This is a genomic window from Cryobacterium sp. Hz9 (assembly GCF_004402825.1).
In the GTDB taxonomy this organism is placed as follows: domain Bacteria; phylum Actinomycetota; class Actinomycetes; order Actinomycetales; family Microbacteriaceae; genus Cryobacterium; species Cryobacterium gelidum.
The window spans coordinates 71,385-89,834 of the sequence record NZ_SOFC01000018.1 but is presented as its reverse complement, the minus strand read 5'-3'; the positions used below and the strand labels follow the sequence as shown (position 1 = coordinate 89,834).

Annotated in this window: 16 protein-coding genes; 6 read left to right on the top strand and 10 right to left on the bottom strand. The window is 67.6% G+C overall.

Features of this window, described 5'->3' with window-relative positions; genetic code table 11:
* Positions 1-200: 200 nt before the first annotated feature.
* On the bottom strand, positions 201-1,688 hold the full coding sequence (gene ahcY, locus E3N85_RS09340; protein WP_134462538.1) for an adenosylhomocysteinase: 1,488 nt from the start codon (positions 1,686-1,688) through the stop codon (positions 201-203).
* A gap of 90 nt (positions 1,689-1,778) precedes the next feature.
* Positions 1,779-2,003, bottom strand: coding sequence for a DUF3499 family protein (locus E3N85_RS09335; protein WP_134462536.1), 225 nt, complete (start codon positions 2,001-2,003; stop codon positions 1,779-1,781).
* Between the two features lie 44 nt (positions 2,004-2,047).
* On the opposite strand from E3N85_RS09335, the gene E3N85_RS09330 reads away from it, so the two are divergent.
* Positions 2,048-2,494, top strand: coding sequence for a metallopeptidase family protein (locus tag E3N85_RS09330; protein WP_134462534.1), 447 nt, complete (start codon positions 2,048-2,050; stop codon positions 2,492-2,494).
* Positions 2,495-2,747: 253 nt separating this feature from the next.
* Positions 2,748-3,434: a hypothetical protein gene (locus E3N85_RS09325; RefSeq protein ID WP_134462532.1), complete on the top strand. Its 687-nt coding sequence runs from the start codon at positions 2,748-2,750 to the stop codon at positions 3,432-3,434.
* Between the two features lie 361 nt (positions 3,435-3,795).
* Here the strand turns inward: E3N85_RS09325 and E3N85_RS09320 are convergent, their stop codons facing one another.
* Complete coding sequence (locus E3N85_RS09320) at positions 3,796-5,184, bottom strand: glycosyltransferase family 87 protein (protein ID WP_134462530.1); 1,389 nt, start codon at positions 5,182-5,184, stop codon at positions 3,796-3,798.
* A gap of 180 nt (positions 5,185-5,364) precedes the next feature.
* On the opposite strand from E3N85_RS09320, the gene E3N85_RS09315 reads away from it, so the two are divergent.
* Both E3N85_RS09315 and E3N85_RS09310 read left to right on the top strand, forming a co-directional pair.
* Positions 5,365-6,600: a molybdopterin-dependent oxidoreductase gene (locus tag E3N85_RS09315; protein ID WP_241978409.1), complete on the top strand. Its 1,236-nt coding sequence runs from the start codon at positions 5,365-5,367 to the stop codon at positions 6,598-6,600.
* Between the two features lie 50 nt (positions 6,601-6,650).
* Positions 6,651-7,175 (top strand): hypothetical protein, encoded by a 525-nt coding sequence (locus E3N85_RS09310; RefSeq protein ID WP_134462526.1) that lies wholly within the window; start codon positions 6,651-6,653, stop codon positions 7,173-7,175.
* Positions 7,176-7,327: 152 nt separating this feature from the next.
* On the opposite strand, the gene E3N85_RS09305 is transcribed toward E3N85_RS09310, so the two are convergent.
* Genes E3N85_RS09305 through E3N85_RS09295 form a run of 3 tightly spaced genes read right to left on the bottom strand, consistent with a single transcriptional unit; the run spans position 7,328 to position 9,554 of the window.
* Entirely contained in the window at positions 7,328-8,170 is an 843-nt protein-coding gene (locus tag E3N85_RS09305; protein WP_134462524.1) for a bifunctional 2-polyprenyl-6-hydroxyphenol methylase/3-demethylubiquinol 3-O-methyltransferase UbiG, read from the bottom strand.
* Positions 8,167-8,850 carry a DUF2064 domain-containing protein gene (locus E3N85_RS09300; protein ID WP_134462522.1) on the bottom strand — a complete coding sequence of 228 codons (684 nt, stop codon included), beginning with the start codon at positions 8,848-8,850 and terminating at the stop codon, positions 8,167-8,169. The genes E3N85_RS09305 and E3N85_RS09300 overlap by 4 nt, the downstream gene beginning before the upstream one ends.
* A complete protein-coding gene (locus E3N85_RS09295; RefSeq protein ID WP_134462520.1) occupies positions 8,847-9,554 on the bottom strand; it encodes a glycosyltransferase family 2 protein in 708 nt (235 codons plus the stop codon). Before E3N85_RS09295 ends, E3N85_RS09300 begins: the two co-directional genes overlap by 4 nt.
* Before the next feature lie 172 nt (positions 9,555-9,726).
* Here E3N85_RS09295 and E3N85_RS09290 point away from each other — a divergent pair, with 172 nt between their 5' ends.
* Entirely contained in the window at positions 9,727-10,524 is a 798-nt protein-coding gene (locus E3N85_RS09290; protein ID WP_241978408.1) for a response regulator transcription factor, read from the top strand.
* Positions 10,525-10,573: 49 nt separating this feature from the next.
* Positions 10,574-11,725, top strand: coding sequence for a sensor histidine kinase KdpD (locus tag E3N85_RS09285; protein ID WP_174722476.1), 1,152 nt, complete (start codon positions 10,574-10,576; stop codon positions 11,723-11,725).
* 43 nt (positions 11,726-11,768) lie between these two features.
* Here the strand turns inward: E3N85_RS09285 and E3N85_RS09280 are convergent, their stop codons facing one another.
* From E3N85_RS09280 to E3N85_RS09265, 4 genes are all read right to left on the bottom strand, one after another.
* Complete coding sequence (locus E3N85_RS09280) at positions 11,769-12,893, bottom strand: NAD(P)-dependent oxidoreductase (RefSeq protein ID WP_198412086.1); 1,125 nt, start codon at positions 12,891-12,893, stop codon at positions 11,769-11,771.
* On the bottom strand, positions 12,890-13,795 hold the full coding sequence (locus tag E3N85_RS09275; protein ID WP_241978407.1) for an MTAP family purine nucleoside phosphorylase: 906 nt from the start codon (positions 13,793-13,795) through the stop codon (positions 12,890-12,892). Before E3N85_RS09275 ends, E3N85_RS09280 begins: the two co-directional genes overlap by 4 nt.
* Before the next feature lie 135 nt (positions 13,796-13,930).
* Positions 13,931-15,388: a DUF5719 family protein gene (locus E3N85_RS09270; protein ID WP_134462516.1), complete on the bottom strand. Its 1,458-nt coding sequence runs from the start codon at positions 15,386-15,388 to the stop codon at positions 13,931-13,933.
* Entirely contained in the window at positions 15,378-18,419 is a 3,042-nt protein-coding gene (locus E3N85_RS09265; RefSeq protein ID WP_134462513.1) for a glycosyltransferase, read from the bottom strand. The genes E3N85_RS09270 and E3N85_RS09265 overlap by 11 nt, the downstream gene beginning before the upstream one ends.
* Between the last annotated feature and the right edge of the window lie 31 nt (positions 18,420-18,450).

The window sequence follows — 18,450 nt, the reverse complement described above, 5'->3', positions numbered from 1 at the left end:
TTTCCGCACCTTTGGGGTACGTATAGATACATTACGGTCCCACCGCCCACCCGTCAAAACGCCCCCAACCCGGGCGTGTCGCACCCCGACCAACCACTCTCCCACCGCTTGAACGACAACCGGGCCCACGTTATGAACGGGGGCCCAGGTTGCACACTGGGCCCAGGGACGGGGCCCGGGGCCCCTCCCTGGGAGCCGGGCTAGTAGCGGTAGTGCTCCACTTTGTAGGGACCTTCGACGGGGATGCCGAGGTAGCCGGCCTGCTCGGGGGTGAGCACGGTCAGTTCCACGCCGAGCGCATTCAGGTGCAGCCGCGCGACCTTCTCATCCAGCAGCTTCGGCAGCACGTACACGCCGACCGGGTACTTCTCCGGCGAGACGTACAGCTCGATCTGCGCGAGTACCTGGTTGGTGAACGAGTTGCTCATCACGAACGAGGGGTGGCCGGTGGCGTTGCCGAGGTTCATCAGGCGCCCCTCGGAGAGCACGAGCACACTGCGCCCGCTCGGCAGGAGCCATTCGTCGACCTGCGGCTTGATCTGCACCTTGACGGCACCCGGCAGCGACTCGAGCGCGGCCATGTCGATCTCGTTGTCGAAGTGTCCGACGTTGGCGACGATAGCGAGGTGCTTCATGCGCAGCATGTGGTCGACGCCGATGACATTGAAGTTTCCGGTGCCACTGACGAAGATGTCGACCTGTTCGACGACGGAGTCGAGGCGTGCGACCTGGTAACCGTCCATCGCGGCCTGCAGGGCGTTGATCGGGTCGATCTCGCTCACGATCACGCGGGCGCCCTGGCCGCGCAGCGCTTCGGCGGCGCCCTTGCCGACATCACCGTAGCCGGCGACGAAGACGACTTTGCCGCCGATCAGCACATCCGTGGCCCGATTGAGGCCGTCGGGCAGCGAATGACGAATGCCGTACTTGTTGTCGAATTTACTCTTGGTGACCGAGTCGTTGACGTTGATAGCCGGGAACAGTAGTTCCTTGCTGGCGGCGAGCTCGTAGAGGCGATGCACTCCGGTGGTGGTTTCTTCGGTGACGCCCATGAGATCGGCCGCGACCAGGGTCCAGCGGTCGGACGACTCGGCCAGCGACCGACGGAGGGCGGCGAGAATGACGCCGTATTCGTGGCTGTCGCCGGCAGTATCCGCTGGAACAAGGCCGGCCTTTTCGAAGTCGCGCCCCTTGTGCACGAGCATCGTGGCGTCGCCGCCGTCGTCGAGGATCATGTTCGGGCCGGTCCAGGTGGCTCCGGCTGCTTCAGCTTCGGCGCTCCAGTCGAAAATCTGCGAGGTGCACCACCAGTATTCCTCGAGCGTCTCACCCTTCCAGGCGAACACGGGAACACCGGCGGGGGCGTCCACCGTGCCGGTGGGGCCGACCGCGATCGCGGCGGCCGCATCGTCCTGCGTGGAGAAGATGTTGCAGCTGGCCCACCGCACCTGGGCGCCGAGGGCGACGAGGGTCTCGATCAGGACAGCGGTCTGTACGGTCATATGCAGGGATCCGGCGATGCGGGCTCCGGCGAGCGGCTTCGACTCGCTGAATTCGGTGCGCAGGGCCATGAGTCCGGGCATCTCGTTCTCGGCCAGTCGCAGCTGGTGACGCCCAGCCTCAGCGAGCGACAGATCGGCGATCTTATAGGTGAAGGTGGGAGGCGCGGTGGGCAAGGCTACAGTCATGCTGACATCTTGCCATTTCCGCCTGAATGACCGCGACATTTTTTCGATCGCGCCCGTTCTCTTCCTTCCTTTCGGCGCAGTCGCCGGGTTTCAGCCGGCGGTGTCCCGCTCTTCGGTCAGCAGACGGTGGCGCATCAATTGCCAGCCCTGAGGAGCGCTCGTTCGCTCCGCGTGTCGGGAACACAGGTCGAAGCTGTGCGGCTCTTTACGGCCGGAGAGCGGGCCTAGCACGGCCAAGGACTCCGCATAGTCAAAGGTCAGCGTGGCCACCGAGGGTTCGAGGCAGGCAACGCGGGAACAGGGGCGGAATGTCATTGCCTATAAGGGTACCGGCTGCCGGCCCGCCGTAGGATGGCAGCATGTCTCGATCCCGTCGTTCCGCAGCTCCTGAACCGACCGTTCGCGGGCGCGGGCGTGACCGGCACGGCCGCGGCATCCGCAGTTCAGCGACCGGCCCATTCCTGCCGCCGTTACGCACTCGCATTGACCTGTTCGACATGACACTTGTCGCGGCGATCGAGTATTTGCGCGGCCTCTGGCCCCAAGAACTGGGCAAGTCCGTGTTCGAGGTGGCGTCCGGACCGCTGTCGGTGGTGCCCGGCGTGGGTGTTGAACGCTGGATGGTGACGCCCGCGATGAATCGCGTGGTGTTCTACCGTCTGCCGATCCAGCGCCTGTCGCGCCTGCACGAAAACGATGAGATGCACCAACGCATGATGATCGAGACCTGCGTGTTTCGCGGCGTCGCCGAACTGCTCGGCAAGGACCCCTGGGATCTCGCGCCGGATCGCTTCCGCCACTTCTGAGGGATCGACTGAAACCCGCAGCGTCGATTGCCGTCGGGTGGGCATCCGCTTGATTGTGTCCTGAGTTCCGCGCGATGACTGGGATCGCAGGCCTTACTCGGGGCGATTGGCCTGCCTGCTGGTCGGAACGCTTGCTGTATTTAGTAACAGAAGGGTAACGGTTCGGGGCAAGTCCAAACCATTTCGGGGGTGGAGCCGAACACCATGCAGACCCCAACACCAACTGCACGATCTAACGAAAAGGATTCATCCCATGCGTTCATTCACCAAAACCACCGTCGGTTTCGCTGCTGCGGGAATTCTCATCGCCGGCCTCGCAGGATGCTCATCGGACGCCAGCACGGCGACACCGGCGCCCGCTTCAAGCTCAAGCTCGTCCAGCTCGGCCGAAGCCACGCCGACGCCGCTCGCCTCTATCCCCAGCCTGTCCGGTGTTGACACCGCCGTGCTGCTGGACGCCGACTTCGGCGCTGCGCTGACAAGCCTCGGCCTCACCGCCGGCACAGTCGGAACGGCCACCCTCGAAGAGGGCAGCCTGCACTTCCCGATCACCGGTGGAAACGTGGACTACTACGACCCGGCCGAGAGCTACCGCCCCTTCGTTCAGGGCACCATTCAGCACGAGGGTTCTGGCTTCTCGCTGACCGCCGGCGACATTGTCGTCGAGCTCACCAACTTCACCATCGACCCAGGCACCTCGGAGCTCTTCGGTGATGTCTCGGTCAACGGAGAGTCCGCCGCGACCCAGGCCCTCCTGTTCAACCTCTACGGTGGAACCCTTGAGCCCCTCAAGATGGACGGCGACAACGCCATCCTCACCGGTACCACGGTTCACATCTCCTCCGTCGCCGCCGGCCTGCTGAATTCCACGTTCAGCACCGACGCCGTCGCTGACCAGATGCTCGTTGGTATCGCGACCATCACCGCCGCGACCAAGTAGTCAGTCGGTTACTGGTTAGGCGGCTCTACCTAAGAGTCAGCGTCACAGCACGAATCGGGGCCCGCCACACGGCGGGCCCCGATTCGTGCGTGCCCGCCCACGTCATCGAACTTCCTGCGAGCAGTTGGCAGGCGTTCAGATTGGTGCCGCCTGCGCAGACACCGGCCGCGAGCGGAAGTGAGCGACGGCATCCGCTCGGTCGGCGTAGGCCAGCACAACGGTTTCGACCCGGAGCCGCAACCGGGGCTGCGCGGGTCGTTGCGGACGGTCGCGCCAGGGTCGATCGGGTCAAGGGAGAGCCGTCGATTCCGCTGCCGAGACGGCGGCGAATGCGGCCCGCACACAAGGAACACGAACCGATTCAGGCGGGGCGCACTCGTCGCGATCGGGGCAGTATCCGTTTGAGGCCACCGGGGCCGGCGCGATGCAGCGAGACCAGGGCGATCACAATGACCGAAATCGCGATCGACGTTTGGGTGAGTTGCACGCTCGGCACGAGCAGCCGCAGCGTGAGCGCCATCGGCACGAGCAGCCATTCCCAGCGCCCGCTGAGCGCAACGAACGGCAGTAACAAGAGCGCGTACCAGGGGTAGCGCGGGCTGAGTACGAGCAGGGTCGCGCCGATCATGACGAGCTGGCCGACCCACGGCTGGTTCTGGTCGGTCTTGACGATCACCAGGACGGCGACGACGGCAAGAATCAGGGCGGCGACGATGACAGCCGATTCCCCGGGCGCGACAAGAGACACCAGGGCGAACCGGGACCCATCCTGGTAGCCTTCTTCGCTCAGGTAGCCGGGCAGATAGCCGAGGACCCCGATGCCGGTGGCCAGCACATAGGGCAGGTACAGCAGCGCAAAACTCAGAATGGATGCGGTGACCATGCGCCACCCGCCCCGTTTGAGTAGGGCCGGTGCCGCCAAAACCGGGATGAGCTTGGTGCCGATCGCGATTCCGAGCATGACGCCCCCGCGCCAGACCTTCCTCGACGACACCAGGAACGCCGCCGCGACGACGAAGATAACGCCGAGCATGTCGACGTGGGAGTTGGTGATGGCCTCGGTGGCGACGAGCGGGCACCAGGCCCAGAGCGTCGCGTTGCGGGGGTCGAGGCCGCGTCGGTGCATGCCGACAAGCAGCAAGACGGTCGTACCGACACTCAGCAGCAGGCCGGCGAGCTGCAAGGGCCAGTAGGCGGGTTCGGGTCCGGTGAGAAAACGCACGCCGGCGAAGAAGATTTCACTGGCCGGTGGGTAGATCGTGGGCACGGTCGTGCGGTTCAGTGCGGAGCAGAGCAGGTCGCCAGAGTCGGTCTTGTGGGCGCTGGCGATGCGTTCGCCGACGCAGGCTTCCTGGCCGTCGGTCGTGGTTTGGGGTGCCGGGAACAGCCAGTCTGGTCTCAGGGAATCGAGACGGTCATCCGCTGGGGTGAAAGCGTAGGGGCTGATGCCGTTGATTTGCACAATGCCGTCCCAGGCGTAGCGGGCCGAGTCCGTGCTCGTGTTGGGTGGGCCGACCATGGCCGCGCCGCCGATCAGGGTAGAGCCGGCCAGGATCAACGCGACCACCGCCTTGCCTCGGACCCGGCGCAGCAGCCAGTACGCCAGGCCGAACAGCAGCCAGAGAGCACCCGTCACGAGCACGAATTGTGCCTCGTCCCGAACCGGTGCAAACAGGTCGAAGGCCAATAGGCTGAAGGCGGTGAGGGCAGCGCTGAGCACAAGCAGCCCCGCGATGATCGTTATGCGCACGGTTCATCCTCCCGCATCATGCGCGTTGTAGCGCCCGGCGTGATGCTCCCGGCTGACACACCCGCACATCGTAAGGATTCAGCGGGGTTGAAGCGGGCTCTCAGGTGGTGCAATAGGATCATGCGGCGATTGATGTATGAGGCCCAAAGGGCGCTGGCGTCGCCGGTGCGCAATCCCCGGATGGCGACGGTGATTGGGCGGCTCCTCGGCGCCGCTTTTCTGATCTGTTTCGGCACCGGCCTGTACAGTCATTTTCTGCAGGAACCACTCGACTGGATGCGTTTTGCAACCCGGCCCGAGTTTCTCTATCAGGTCACCCAGGGCACGCACATCATCGCCGGGATCGCCTGTTTTCCGCTACTGCTGGCCAAACTCCACATTGTTTTTCCCGGGCTGTTCGCGTATCCCCCGGTGCGCGGATTCTGGAATTTTCTCGAGCGAGCCTCGATCGCCCTGTTCGTGGGAGCCTCGCTCGTGCAGATCACGATCGGGCTGCTCAACACCTATCAGTGGTACCCGTGGCCGTTTCCGTTCCGCCAGGTGCACTTCGCGCTCGGCTGGGTGCTGATCGGGCTGCTGGTCATTCACATCGGGGTCAAGCTTCCAACGATCACGCGGTACTGGAACAAAGCCTCCGAGGCGAGCGGGGACGACGATATAGACGGCGGCCATCGCGCCGACCACCATCTCATGGATGCGGTCTCGGGTGACCGAGGCGAGAACGACGAGGCCGCGCGCCTGAGGGGCACGACCCGGCCCGGCGGCCTGACCGGGCGGGCGCTCGATTACATCGACTCCACCCCGCGCGCGGCGAGCCGGCTGAGCCGTCGCGGATTTCTCACCACGGTCGGCGTAGCCACGACCGCAGTCGTCGGCCTGACCGCTGGGCAGACCTTCACCCCGCTCAACGCGGTCAACCTGTTCGGGCCTCGCAAGAAAGGCGTGGGCCAGCAGGGTGTGCCGGTGAACCGCACGAGCAAGCAGGCGAAGGTAGCCGATGCCGCGATGAACTCGGCGTGGACCCTGACGGTCGCGGTCGCGGGCGCCGAGCGTTCCTTCACCCGGGACGAGCTGCTCGCCCTCCCGCAGACCGACGTGACCCTGCCGATCGCCTGCGTCGAGGGGTGGAGCCAGATGGCCTTCTGGCGCGGCGTGCGGTTGCGCGACCTCGCCGATTTGATGAGCGCCGATCCGGAGACCTCGTTTCGTTTGATCAGTCTCGAAGAACGCGGCAGCTTCAGCAAGACGCAGATGGGCCGGGAGTATGTGCGCGACCCATTGACCCTCGTCGCCCTCGAGCTGAACGGTGAGACTCTCGACCTGGAGCACGGGTATCCGGCCCGGATGATCGCGCCTGGCCGTCCCGGCGTGTTGCAAACCAAATGGCTGAGCCGAATCGAGGCGATCGAATCATGACAGCGAGTGCGAACGGGTCGCGACACGGGTCCGCCGGAGTGGATGTCGGGGTGACCGAGACCGTCGGGACCGGACTCAATCCTCCGCCGGCCGGGATCACGGCGTCGACCAGCAGACGAATGCGCACCATCCGCTGGGTACTGGTGGGTGGCGGCGTGCTGCTGCTCGCCTGGGGCGCATTCGTGATGTTTGATTTGGTGCGGCTCACCCGGATTCCCGGGGTGGCGCTGTGGATTGCCGCGGCAATCCTTCTGCACGATGCGATTCTGGCGCCGATCGTGTTCGCGCTCGGTATTGGGTTGCGGCGAGCCGGGCGCCGGGTGTCCGGGACGGTCATTGCGATCGTGCAGGGCGGCATCGTCGTCGGGTCGATCGTGTCGCTCGTCGCTGTGCCGACGATCGTGGCAAAGAATTTCGCACCGGCAAATGCAACCGTGCTGCCGCTGAATTACGGGCTCAACCTAGGGATCTTCTGGCTCGTGCTCGCCGCACTGACCGTGGGGCTATCGGCCTGGGCGGTCATGCGTGAGCGGCGCGGGTCCGGCGTGCGGCTGCAGGACGACTCCGAGCGCTGATCTGGGCGCATCGGGCGCACCGGCGTAGGTTTAGCGGCTGGGCGCAGGATCAATCATGCGCCCGGCGAGCAAACCTGCGCCCGGCCGCACGGGCGTGCGAACCCGGCACTGTGGGCGCGGCACTGCGAACCCGGCACTGTGGTGCGGGCGCGCTAGGCGCGCGCGAGGCGGGCGAAGGACCGCTCGCCCTTGGTCCATTCGGCGACCTGCACCAGTCCGACTTTCGCGGCTCGTCGACGCAGGGCGCTGACCCCGATTTCGGCCCACGGGAAGGCGTCACTCGTGTGACCCGCGGCATCCTGCAGGGTGCTCTCGTAGGCGAGGTCATGCTCGGGATCGCGGTGCACCTCGACGACAAGCACTCCGTCGACGGCCAGTAGGGACACGCAGCGGTCGAGCAGCGCATCGGGGTCGCCGCCGATACCGATGTTGCCATCGACGAGCAGCAGGGTCGCCCAGGTTCCTTCGAGTGGTATGTCGTCGAACACCGAGCGGTGCAGAACAGCGAGTCCGGCCGCGACCGCGATTCGCACGGCGGTCGGCGATACGTCCACGCCGAGGGCGTCGAGCCCCTCGTCGATCGCGGCCTGGATCATGCGCCCCGGGCCACAGCCGATGTCGAGCACCGGACCGGCCACGCCGGCGAGCAAAGATCGGTCGATCGCATCGGCTCCGGCGCTCCAGCGCCCGGCGTGCATGGTCGAGATGCGCGCCGCGGTGCCCGGATCGGCGTCGAGGCGGTGGCCGTACAGGTAGAGCACGTTGTCGTCGCTCTGCAACGCCTGGGCGTAGGGTTCGGACCCACCGGCCCCGAACGTGGTCGAGCGGCGAAAGCGGTCGGTCGTTGTCCGGTCGCTCGTCGCACGGGCCGTCAGCGTGCGGTCCGCCAGCTGGCCGATGAAATCGGCTTTGAGTCGTTCGGCAGTCTCGCCAGTTCCGTCGCGGTCCGCGCATTCCGCCCACTGATCCCAGAGTCGCGGCGATACGACGCTCATGAGCGTGCCCCGCTCCGGGAGAGAGGATCGACGGCGCGCAGTTCGGCAGCACCCGGCTGAGCGGATGTTCGCAGCCCCGAGAAAGTGCGCGCGAACCGGGTGTGGGGCGCGGCCGAGGCGACGATGCGGGCATCAGAAATGGTGTCGATGTCGGTGAGCGCGGGCAACAGGCGCACGCTCAGGCCCGCTTCGTTGAGGCGCCGCAGCTGGTGTGCGCCGGTATCGGAGCGGCTCATCGGGATGCCGCGGAGCAGCGCGCCGGTCGGGTTTTTCAGGGCGAGCGCCCAGAAGCCGCCGTCGTCTGCCGGGCCGATCCAGGCCTCCGTCTCGGTGGTCCAATCGGTGAACACGGGCATGAGCAGTTCGTGGGTGACCTGGGGGGTGTCCATGCCGAGCAGAAGGGTCGGTTCGTCGAGGTGGTCGAAGATCGCGGCGAGGCGCTCGTCGAGACCGCCAGCGCTTTGCGGCAAAATTTCCCACGCGGAGGCTTCGGGCGGCGGCGTCACACCGTCGAACGCCAGAATATGGCGCGTTGCGGGCAGTGACCGGGCGACAGCGAGGGTGTCGGCGAGGCTGGCCGCGGCTAATTCGGCGGCCTGTTCTAGCGAGAGCGGCGGGTGCAGCCGGGTCTTGACCTTGCCGGGCAGGCACTCCTTGGCGATGACGACGATGGCGGTCATGAGCGTGCTCCACTCCGGTCGACGCTGACGTTCCGGTCGACACGGTCGGCGCGGAGCAGTGCGGACATGTCCTGGATAGCCGTGAGGGTGCCGCGCGCGGTTCCGGTCACCTTGCTGCGGCCTACGCGCGGGGCGTAGCCGGTGTCGACTTCGCGGATGCGCCAGTTGGCGGCGGCGGCTCCCAGAAACATCTCGAGCGGATACCCGCTGCGGCGGTCGTGCAGGTCAAGGGCGAGGACGTTCTCGCGGCGAGCCGCGCGCATGGGTCCGAGGTCATGGATGTTCACACCGGTTATTCGGCGCAGTCGCCAGGAAAGATAGGTATTTGCCACACGGGCATGCGCGGGCCATGCGTTGCGCGTGGTCGGGCGGCGGCGGCCGAGTACGAGGTCGGCTTCATCGGCGGTGATCGGGTCGACCACGAGCGGCAGGTCGCGGGGGTCCATCGAGGCGTCAGCGTCGCAGAAAGCGACGATCGGGGCGGTCGCGGCGAGGAGCCCGGCGTGGGCGGCGGCGCCGAATCCGCGTCGACGCTCGTGCACGACGTGCGCGCCTAGATGGCGGGCGAGGGCGGCGGATCCGTCGGTCGACCCGTTGTCGACGACGATCGCGCGATAACCGGCGGGCATACGTTCAAGAATCCACGGCAGAGCCTGCGCCTCGTTCAGACAGGGCAACACGACGTCGACCCGAGTGCTTATCATCCTTCGACTCTACGGTGGAGGGCTGGGCCTCCAATGCGAAAGAGGTTACGAACCACGGAAAGATGCTGAGGGGCCGGTGTGAGTGGGCGACGGAGGGCATCCGCTTTGGTGATCGACCTAAACGACGCGCGCGCCCGGCGCGGCGCGGCAACCGCGCGCCTAGTCTAAGGGGGTGTCTCCCTCCCAATATTTTTCACCACCCCGAACGGATTCCCTCACCGGCCGCCGCGTGCTCGTCATCGAGGACGACCCCATGGTGTCCGAGGTGGTCGGGCAGTACCTGCGCGCCGCCGGGTTCGTCGTGGACGAAGCCATCGATGGGCTCGCCGGCCTGCGCCAGGCCGAAGCCGTGCAGCCCGACCTCGTGGTGCTCGACCGCATGCTTCCGCTTCTCGATGGCATCGAAGTGTGCCGGCGTATCCGCGTGAACTGGGGTGCACTGCCGGTGATCATGCTGACCGCGCTCGGCGAGGAAGAGCACCGCATCGAGGGTCTTGAAGTGGGTGCCGACGACTATCTCGTGAAGCCGTTCTCGCCACGGGAGCTCGTGCTGCGGGTGCAGTCGGTTCTTCGGCGAAGCGGCACGGAGTCGATTCCGGAGGGCATGCTCGCTGCCGGCGAATTCTCCCTCAACCTGGCCGCGCATGAGATTCGTTTGCGTGGCAAACCACTCGTGCTCACCGCGCGGGAGTTCGACCTGCTCGCCTACCTGATCTGGCGGCCGTCGAAGGTGCTGACCCGAGAGGAACTGCTGCGCTCGGTCTGGGGCTGGGAATTCGGCGACCTGTCGACCGTGACCGTGCACGTGCGGCGGCTGCGGGAGAAAATCGAGGCAGACCCGGCGCATCCGCTGCTCGTGACTACGGTGTGGGGTGTCGGCTACCGCTTTGATCCGGTGCCGCTCGGGATCGGTGAGGATGCGGCAACCGCTGCGACACCGGTGTCTGAGACGTCGGGGGGTGCGGCATGACCGCCGCCGACCAGGGGGCGGAAATTCTCATCACCCCCTTGCAGGCGCAGTGACCGCGCCAACGTTTGCAGCCGTCGCCGGCATTGCCCTGGCCTGCGCGCTCGTCGTGGGCGCGTTCGGGCTGCTGGCGCTGCGCCTGCTCTCGCGCGGATCGCTCGTGACGCAACTCATCGTCGTCGCGTTTGCGACCGTCGCGTCGGTGGTCAGCGGAACCGCAGCGGTCGCCTCGCTGATGTATCTGTCGACGCACGACCTGACCGTGTTCTACTCGGTTGTCGTGGTCGCCGGAATCGTTTCACTCGTCATGGCCGCCGTTTTGGGGCGCTCGCTCGTGCGTGACAACCAATATTTTCGGGCCGCGGCGGTGAGCATCGGTCGGGGGGAATCGGTGACATCCCCGGATCGGCATACGAGCACGGAATTCGCCTCGCTGGCCGGAGAACTGGCCGCAACGGCCGACCGGCTGACCGAATCCCGCGAGCGGGAAAAGCGCATCGAAACGTCGCGACGTGAAATTGTGGCCTGGATCTCCCATGACCTGCGCACGCCCCTCGCCGGCATTCGGGCCATGGCCGAGGCCCTCGAAGATGGCATGGCGCCCGACCCCGAACGGTATTACGTGCAGATTCGGGGGCAGGTCGACCGGCTCAGCGGCATGGTCGATGACCTGTTTGAGCTGTCCAAGATCCACTCGGGAGCGCTGCAACTCACCTTCGAACGGGTCGCCCTGTACGACCTGATCAGCGACACGATCGCCGATCTCGCGCCGGTCGCCCTCGCGAAATCGCTCGATCTGCGCTTCGAGGGTGAACGCGGGCTCAGCCTGCAAGCGGATGCCCGCGAGCTCGCTCGCGCGGTGGGGAACCTGGTCATGAACGCCATTCAGCATTCCCCGGCCGGGAGCGCCATCGTCGTGTCGGCCACCCGGCACGTCGACGGGCGGGCGGTGATCTCGGTCGTCGACGCGGCCGGCGGAATTCCCGAGCAGGACCTCCCCCGGGTGTTCGAGGCCGGCTGGCGGGCGAGCGAGCCGCGCACAGCGTCCGCCTGGGGCACCGGCACCGGTCGCAGCGGCGGCGCCGGGTTGGGGCTCGCGATCGTCGAGGGAATCGTGCGGGCTCATGCCGGGCAGGTGACGGTGACCAATGTGCACAACGGATGCCGGTTCGAGCTGCTGCTGCCGCAGCATCCGCTTGGTTGACAGGGCACGAAATGGCAGCGCTCGAACTGCTGCGCGTGACCGGTCAGGGGCGCACGGCGGCTCGCAGGGGGGCCGTGGCAAACTCCCGCATGCCGTCCTCGAAGGAGACCGTGGCCGACCAGCCGAGTTCCTGACGCAAGCGCTCGGAGGACGCGGTGATGTGACGCACGTCGCCGAGCCGGTACTGTCCGGTCACGACCGGAGCCAAGCCGCCCGACGCAGCGGCCAGGGCGGAGGCCATGTCTCCGATGGTGTGCACGATTCCGCTGCCGACGTTGAACGGGCGAAATATTCCGGAATCGGCGGGCGCTGCCGGCCGGACGTGTTCCGGCGCGGTGAAGTCCAACGCGGCGATGTTGGCCGCGGCCACATCCCGCACGTGCACGAAGTCACGGCGCTGCCGGCCGTCCTCGTAGACCCGCGGAGCCTCACCGCGCTCGATCGCCGAGCGAAACAGGGAGGCGACTCCCGCGTACGGCGTGTTCTGCGGCATGCCCGGACCATAGACGTTGTGGTACCGCAGGGCGGCGACGCGCCCACCGGTGGAGCGAGCCCAGGCCGTGGCGAGGTACTCCTGGCCGAGCTTGCTGCTCGCGTAGACGTTGCGTGGGTCGAGCGGATCGGTTTCGCTCACCAGCATGGGCTCGAGCGGCAGCCCGGTCGCCGGGTCGAGCGGGTCGAAGCGTCCGGCGTCGAGGTCGTTCGCCAGGCGCGGTCCCGGCCGGGTGGATCCGTTCGGGCCGCGGTAGCTGCCCTCACCGTAGACGACCATGGATGACGCCACAACCAGACGACGGATGCCCCGCTCGGCCATCGCGGCCAGCAGCACCGCGGTACCAACCTCGTTGCTGTGCACATAGTCGGGGGCGTCAGCGAAGTCGACTCCGAGACCGACCTTGGCGGCTTGATGGCACACCACGTCGATGTCGACGAGGGCGCGGGCGGCGACGGCCGGGTCGGTCACGTCCCCGTGTACGAATTCCACCCGCCGGTCCAGACCCGCTGGCGCGTTGCTCTGGGTCGCGGACTGCGGCGCGGGACCGTGCACGTCGGCGCGCAACGAGTCGAGCACGCGCACCGTGTAACCACGGGCGAGCGCAGCGTCGACGACCGCCGATCCGATGAAGCCGGCGCCGCCGGTGACGAGCAGGTGTTCGCCGGCCCTCACGACCGATCCCCCGAGCCGGAGTGCACGGCACGCGCCAGGACGACGTCGACCTGGGCCGGATCGATGAGTGCGCGCGGAGTGAAGTCGGTCGGCAAAGCGCGCAAGATGCCGTCGATCGCGGCCAGGATGCGAGGCTGGGCCTCGCGGAGGCGACGGAACACGGCCGACGCGGTCACAGCATCCGTTTCGCTGGTCGAGGCACCCCCGTCAACCTCGAGCACGGGCGCCAGCCCGGCGTCGGCGTCGGTCACGAACGAGAGGTTGACCGTGCCCATATTGAGCTCGCCGGCAAGCACTATCTCGGGGTACGCGGTCATGTTGACGATATGCGCGCCGATCGACCGGAACCAGATCGACTCCGCCCGGGTGGAGAACCGCGGACCCTGGATGACGACAACCGTTCCGGTCGGTGCGAATGTCTCGCCGAGGGTGGTGAGGGCACTGATGGCGTAGCCGCGCAACAACGGATCGAACGGGTCGGCGGCGGAGAGATGCTGCACCGACTGCTGATCGTAGAACGTGTCGGTGCGGCCAGCCGTGCGGTCGATGAACTGGTCGGTGACCACGAGCAGCCCCGGCGTGTACTCCGGAGTGACTCCACCGACGGCCGACGAGGAGATGATCGCGCGCACGCCGATCGAGGCGAGCGCCCAGATGTTGGCCCGGTAGTTGATCAGGTGCGGCGCCACGCTGTGTCCGCCGCCGTGTCGCGGCAGAAACGCGACGCGACGACCGGCGCGCAGGCCGATCGTGACCGAAGCCGTTCCGTACGGCGTCTTCACCTCGTGCGTCACCGCACCCGACGGGTCGATGAGTTCGTAGAGTCCCGAGCCGCCGATCACGGCGATCTCCGCGCGAGCGGTCGGGTCAACGAGGCGGTCGGCAGTCGAGTCAATCGTCACAAGCGGCTCCCAGCAGGTTACAAGTGGAACAATCAGTGTGCCATCGAAACCGGCGCTCCCGCGCCAGCCCGCCGCCGGGACACCCGAAAACGGATACCGCGCTCCGGCCAGACGTTTGGCCCGGGCTCGCAGGAACTAGTGCGTGTAGACGCGGATGCCCGAGGCGAGCGGACCGGGCGGGTTCAGAGCGAACGAGGAGAGCGCGCCGTCGCCGGAATAGTCCACGAGCGCGAAGAGCTGTTCCCCGCCGCTCACGACGTAGCGGACTCCGCTCGCCACCGGCACCGTGACGCTGGCCCCGGCGTCGACCCGCAGGTCTACCGGGGTGCCACCGTCGGGCGTGAGGGTGAGCGAGGCATCCGCTGCCGCGCCGTTGACGAGGTGCAGGGTCGGCGACGGTCCCTCGGCCACCGCGACGGCGAAGTCACCGGTCAGCGGCGCCGAGGCGGAGAACCAGCCGAAGTCCTTTTTGCCGGCGCTGTCGGTAGCGGTGCGTGCGGCCGCGACGATCGGCTCGTCGGAGCTCAGCCGTACCGAGTAACTGCCAACGGCCAGCGGTGACAACGGAATCTCGGTGGCGATCCCGGGTTCGACTTCCACCTGGGTAGACGTTCCCCCCGTGGTTCCATCGGCGCTCGTCACACCGATCTGTACGGTCGCCGCGACAGCGCCCGGCACGAACACCCGAATCGACGGGGTGTCGGCGTTGAAGCCTTCCCCCGTCGTCACAGTCTCCTCGGTGACGGCCGTCATAACGCGCACGCCGGCAATGATCTGATTGGTGGCGGGGGTCGCGGTGGTGCCGATGATCTCGACACCGCCCGGTTCGATACCCCGGATACTGCTCTGCTCCAGTGCGGCAACCACCTGCCCGCCGCGCGATTGAACCCGCAGAACGGGCGACTTCACATTCGGGGCGAGGCCGGCGAGCGAAATGATCCGCTGCTCTCCCGGCTGCACCAGAATGCCGGTGGCACCGGGCGCATCGACGAGTCCGCTCTCGCCGGAGACGGTCACGTCGACGGTGGCGAGCACGGTGCTCGGGTTGCTCAGCAGCAGCAGGCTGGTGCGTCCAATGTCGGTGGAACCGCCAACGATCCAGGCGTCGCTGGCCGCTTCGGCGCAGGTGGCGACGGCGAGACCGCCGAGAGTGTCCGTGGCGGCGACCTGCGACTGGCTGCCGGCCACGAGCGGCGGCACCGTGGCGCCGTTTTGCACGGGAACGGTCAGGAGCAGCGGCGGCTGCCGACTGTTTGAATCGTCGACCGCGGTGATCTCGGTCACCTCCGGGCGAATCTGCGCCAGGGAGTCCCCCGCAACGGCGCCATACACGGCGGATGCCGCCCCCACACTCGACGCCGCCTGCGCCTGTGTCGAGTCTTCGGCGAGCGTCAACAACGGTCCAGGGCACACCCGCTGCTGCTCGCTCGGCGACGGCGCGATCTCGCTCGAGCGCGGTTCGCGCTCCACGGTCGGCAGCGTCACCAGGGTGGCAATCCCAAGCGTGACAACGACGACGGCGATGCCGGTGAGGCCGAGCACGCCGCGACCAGCGCGCCCGCCGATGCGGGCGATTCGGCTTCTATCGGGCATTGTGTTCCTTCGCGGTCGTCGGCTCGGCCGCACTCTCTGTCGAATCAGAGACAGCGTCGTCGGACTCCAACCCGGTACCGACACCAATTTTCCGGTCTATCGCGAGGTCGGCTTCCAGGTCGGTGCCGAGTGGCGCGTCCAGGCCGCTGTCAAGGTCAGACGCCGATGCCCCGTCCTTCGCCCGGCGCCCGCGCCTCGACTTCTGCTTGGCATCGGCCCGGGCTGCCCGGCGAATGGCATCGCGATTGGCTTGGCGCACGGCTTCGCGGCCGGCACCGATCGGCAGGGACAGCAGCACCGCGCTGCCTACCACGGTGAGGGCAATCAGGAGGGTCACGAGGCCGAAGGCGCCGCCCGCGTTAGCCGGGATGGGGGTCGAGGCTGCGGCATCCGTTTCGCCGAATTGCCACAGGCGGCCGAACTCGGTGTCGCCGACCGGGGCCAGTGCGGCGTTACCGTCGAGGGCGGTTTCGGTGCGCAGTGCCGTGGCGGCAGCGTCAACGTTGTCGCCGGCCGGCTGCAACACGATAAAGCGGATGCCGAACTCGGCCAGATCCGCGCTGGTGTCGAGTCCGCTGCGGGAGGCAAGGTTGCCGGCGATTTCCGCGAGCGCTTTCTCGCGAGCACTGAGCGTCTGGTCGGTGCTGCTGAGGGTGGATTGCTGGTTCAGGATGGCGCCGGCGCCGCGTTCGATGGTGGCGAGCAGGCCGCCGTCGGCTTGCGGAGTGAGCTGCAGCGTGCTGATCCGAGGGTCGATCCGGGCTTCGGCAGCAACGAAGGCCGGTTGAGTCTGCCCGGTTCCCTCCTGGACGGCGGCGGTTCCGAGGTGCAGCGAGGCGACGAGCGGCAGCACCACCACGGCCAGGGTGAGAGCGGCGACCACGCCGGGCGCCAGAGCGAACCGGTGCAGGGAGCGGAGGCCGATCACCAGGGCGCCGACCAGCCCGAGCCAGTACAGGCTGAGCCCGGACCCCGACCAGACGCGCACCGGTTCGGCGCCGATCGCGGTGAGTACGAGCTGGTTGGCGGCGAGGGCGGTGCCGAATCCGAGCAGGGCCACCAGCCAGGCTCCGCTCGCGAGGCGCGCGCCGGGCAGCAGCAGCGCCAGGAGGGCGAGCACGGCCAGCGGCGCAAGCAGAATGGGCACCAACGTCTGCGGATCGAGGCCGACAACGGCGAACCGGTCGAGCACATCGACCCACCCGTCGGTACCCGGCAGCCCGAACAGCAGTTGCAGGGTGGGAGCGTGCCCGCTCGGCACGGGCAGGCCAGGGTCGGCAACGAGGTTGAGCCAGGTGCCGCGCAGGCCCTGGTCGGCGATAATCGGAATCGCCAGCGCGAGCGCCGGCAGCGGTATGCCGATGAAGCGCATCGCCCTCCGGGTGGCGAGGGCCACGCTGAGGGCCCAGACCACGAGCAGGGCCGGGGCGAGTGAGGGCGCGCAGGCGAGGACCGCCGCGAACAGCAGGGCGGCCGTGGCCGACGCCGACCAGGTGCGCGCCGCCGCGAACCAGGCGAAGAACAGCCACGGCAATAGCAGATGCACCAGAATCGCGGCCGGGCGACCGTCGGCCAAGGCGATCAGAAAGGTCGGGGCCAGCACCCAGAGGGTGGCGGCCAGGGCGCGCAGGCTGCCGCGGTCGGTCAAGCGAGTCGCGGCCATCCACGCGCCGACGGCGGCGAGTGGAAAGGCGAGCGCGTAGACCAGCACGAGCGCGAACGACGGCGACCAGAACGCAATCGAGCCGAGCACAGCGACGACCGCGGCGAACGGGTCGGCCGCGCCGACGAAGCCGAGCCCGAGATCACGCCAGCCGTAGCCGACGCTCGCCCACAATTCGGGCAGGGTCGGCGAGAGCGGCAGCAGTCCGCCGCCGGTCAGGGTGTCTGCGCCCAGCAGCGGCAGCATCATGACCATGCCCACGACCGCCGCGGCGAGCATGGTCCAGGCCCCGCCGCCAGCGAAGAATCGAATTTCCGGGCGTTCGCCGTGCAGGCCGAACAGGCTCGCCTCTCGCTTGAGCGAGTGCCGCCGGCGCACTTCAGCCGACGGAACCCGCAGGGTAGAGATGGCGTCCCAGCCGAGCGTGCGGGTCTGGGCGAAGGAGCGACGGGCGTTACCGACGCGCATTCCGTTGAAGGCAGCACCGAACGCCGCCGCGAATTCGCCCACGACCGCGCCGGGTTCCTTGCGCAGCAGTTGACCGATCGAGCGTATGAAGGCGAGCGGCAGCAGAGACAGCCAGTGCACGACCAGGGCACCGACCGGCGCGTAGACCAGGCGCCGGTGTAGTTGTGCGGAGCGTTCGGCCCGCATCCGGCGCCGGCGCAGGCGCCCCCGCGATGACTGGTTGGGCCCGGCAACGCCGTCACCAGCCGACGCGACGCGGGCGGCCGGAACGACCGCGACGCGATAGCCGGCCAGGCGCACGCGCACGCAGAAGTCGAGCGAATCGTCAACCGTCGGCAGGGCCGGGTCGAACCCGCCCAACTGCTCCCAGACGGTGTGGCGCACGAGCATGCCGCCGGCGCTGACGGCGAGCACGTCGCTCAGGCCGTCGTGCTGGCCCTGGTCCAGTTCACTTTCGACCAGGGCGACGGTAGTGCCGAGCGGCGTCATCGACTCGCCAAAGTTGTGGATGTATTCGCTGGCGATCCATTCCATGACCTTCGGCCCGGCGACAGCCACCGAGGGGGCGATCTCGAGCGCATCGACGAGCACCTCGAGGGCGCTCGACTCCGGCGCGCTGTCCTGGGCGAGCAGCCAGAGCAGCTCGCGGTCATGCGTGGGCGGCGTCGACACGCGGAGAGCGGCGGATATCGCCTGCCCGAAGTTCAGATCGGCGTCGGCGGCAATGAACTGTGTCGGCTCGAATCCGGCGAGCATCTGCGCGGTCGCATCGCTCGAACCGCAGTCCACGGTGATGACCCGATCGGGTTTGCGAGTCTGCAGCGACAACGCCTTGAGAGTTCGCTCAAGGTGTTTCGCGCCGTTTCGGGCGACAAGGATGGCGGTGACTCTCGGTTGCATAACAGCTCCAGCCTAGGACGGAACGGCTGGG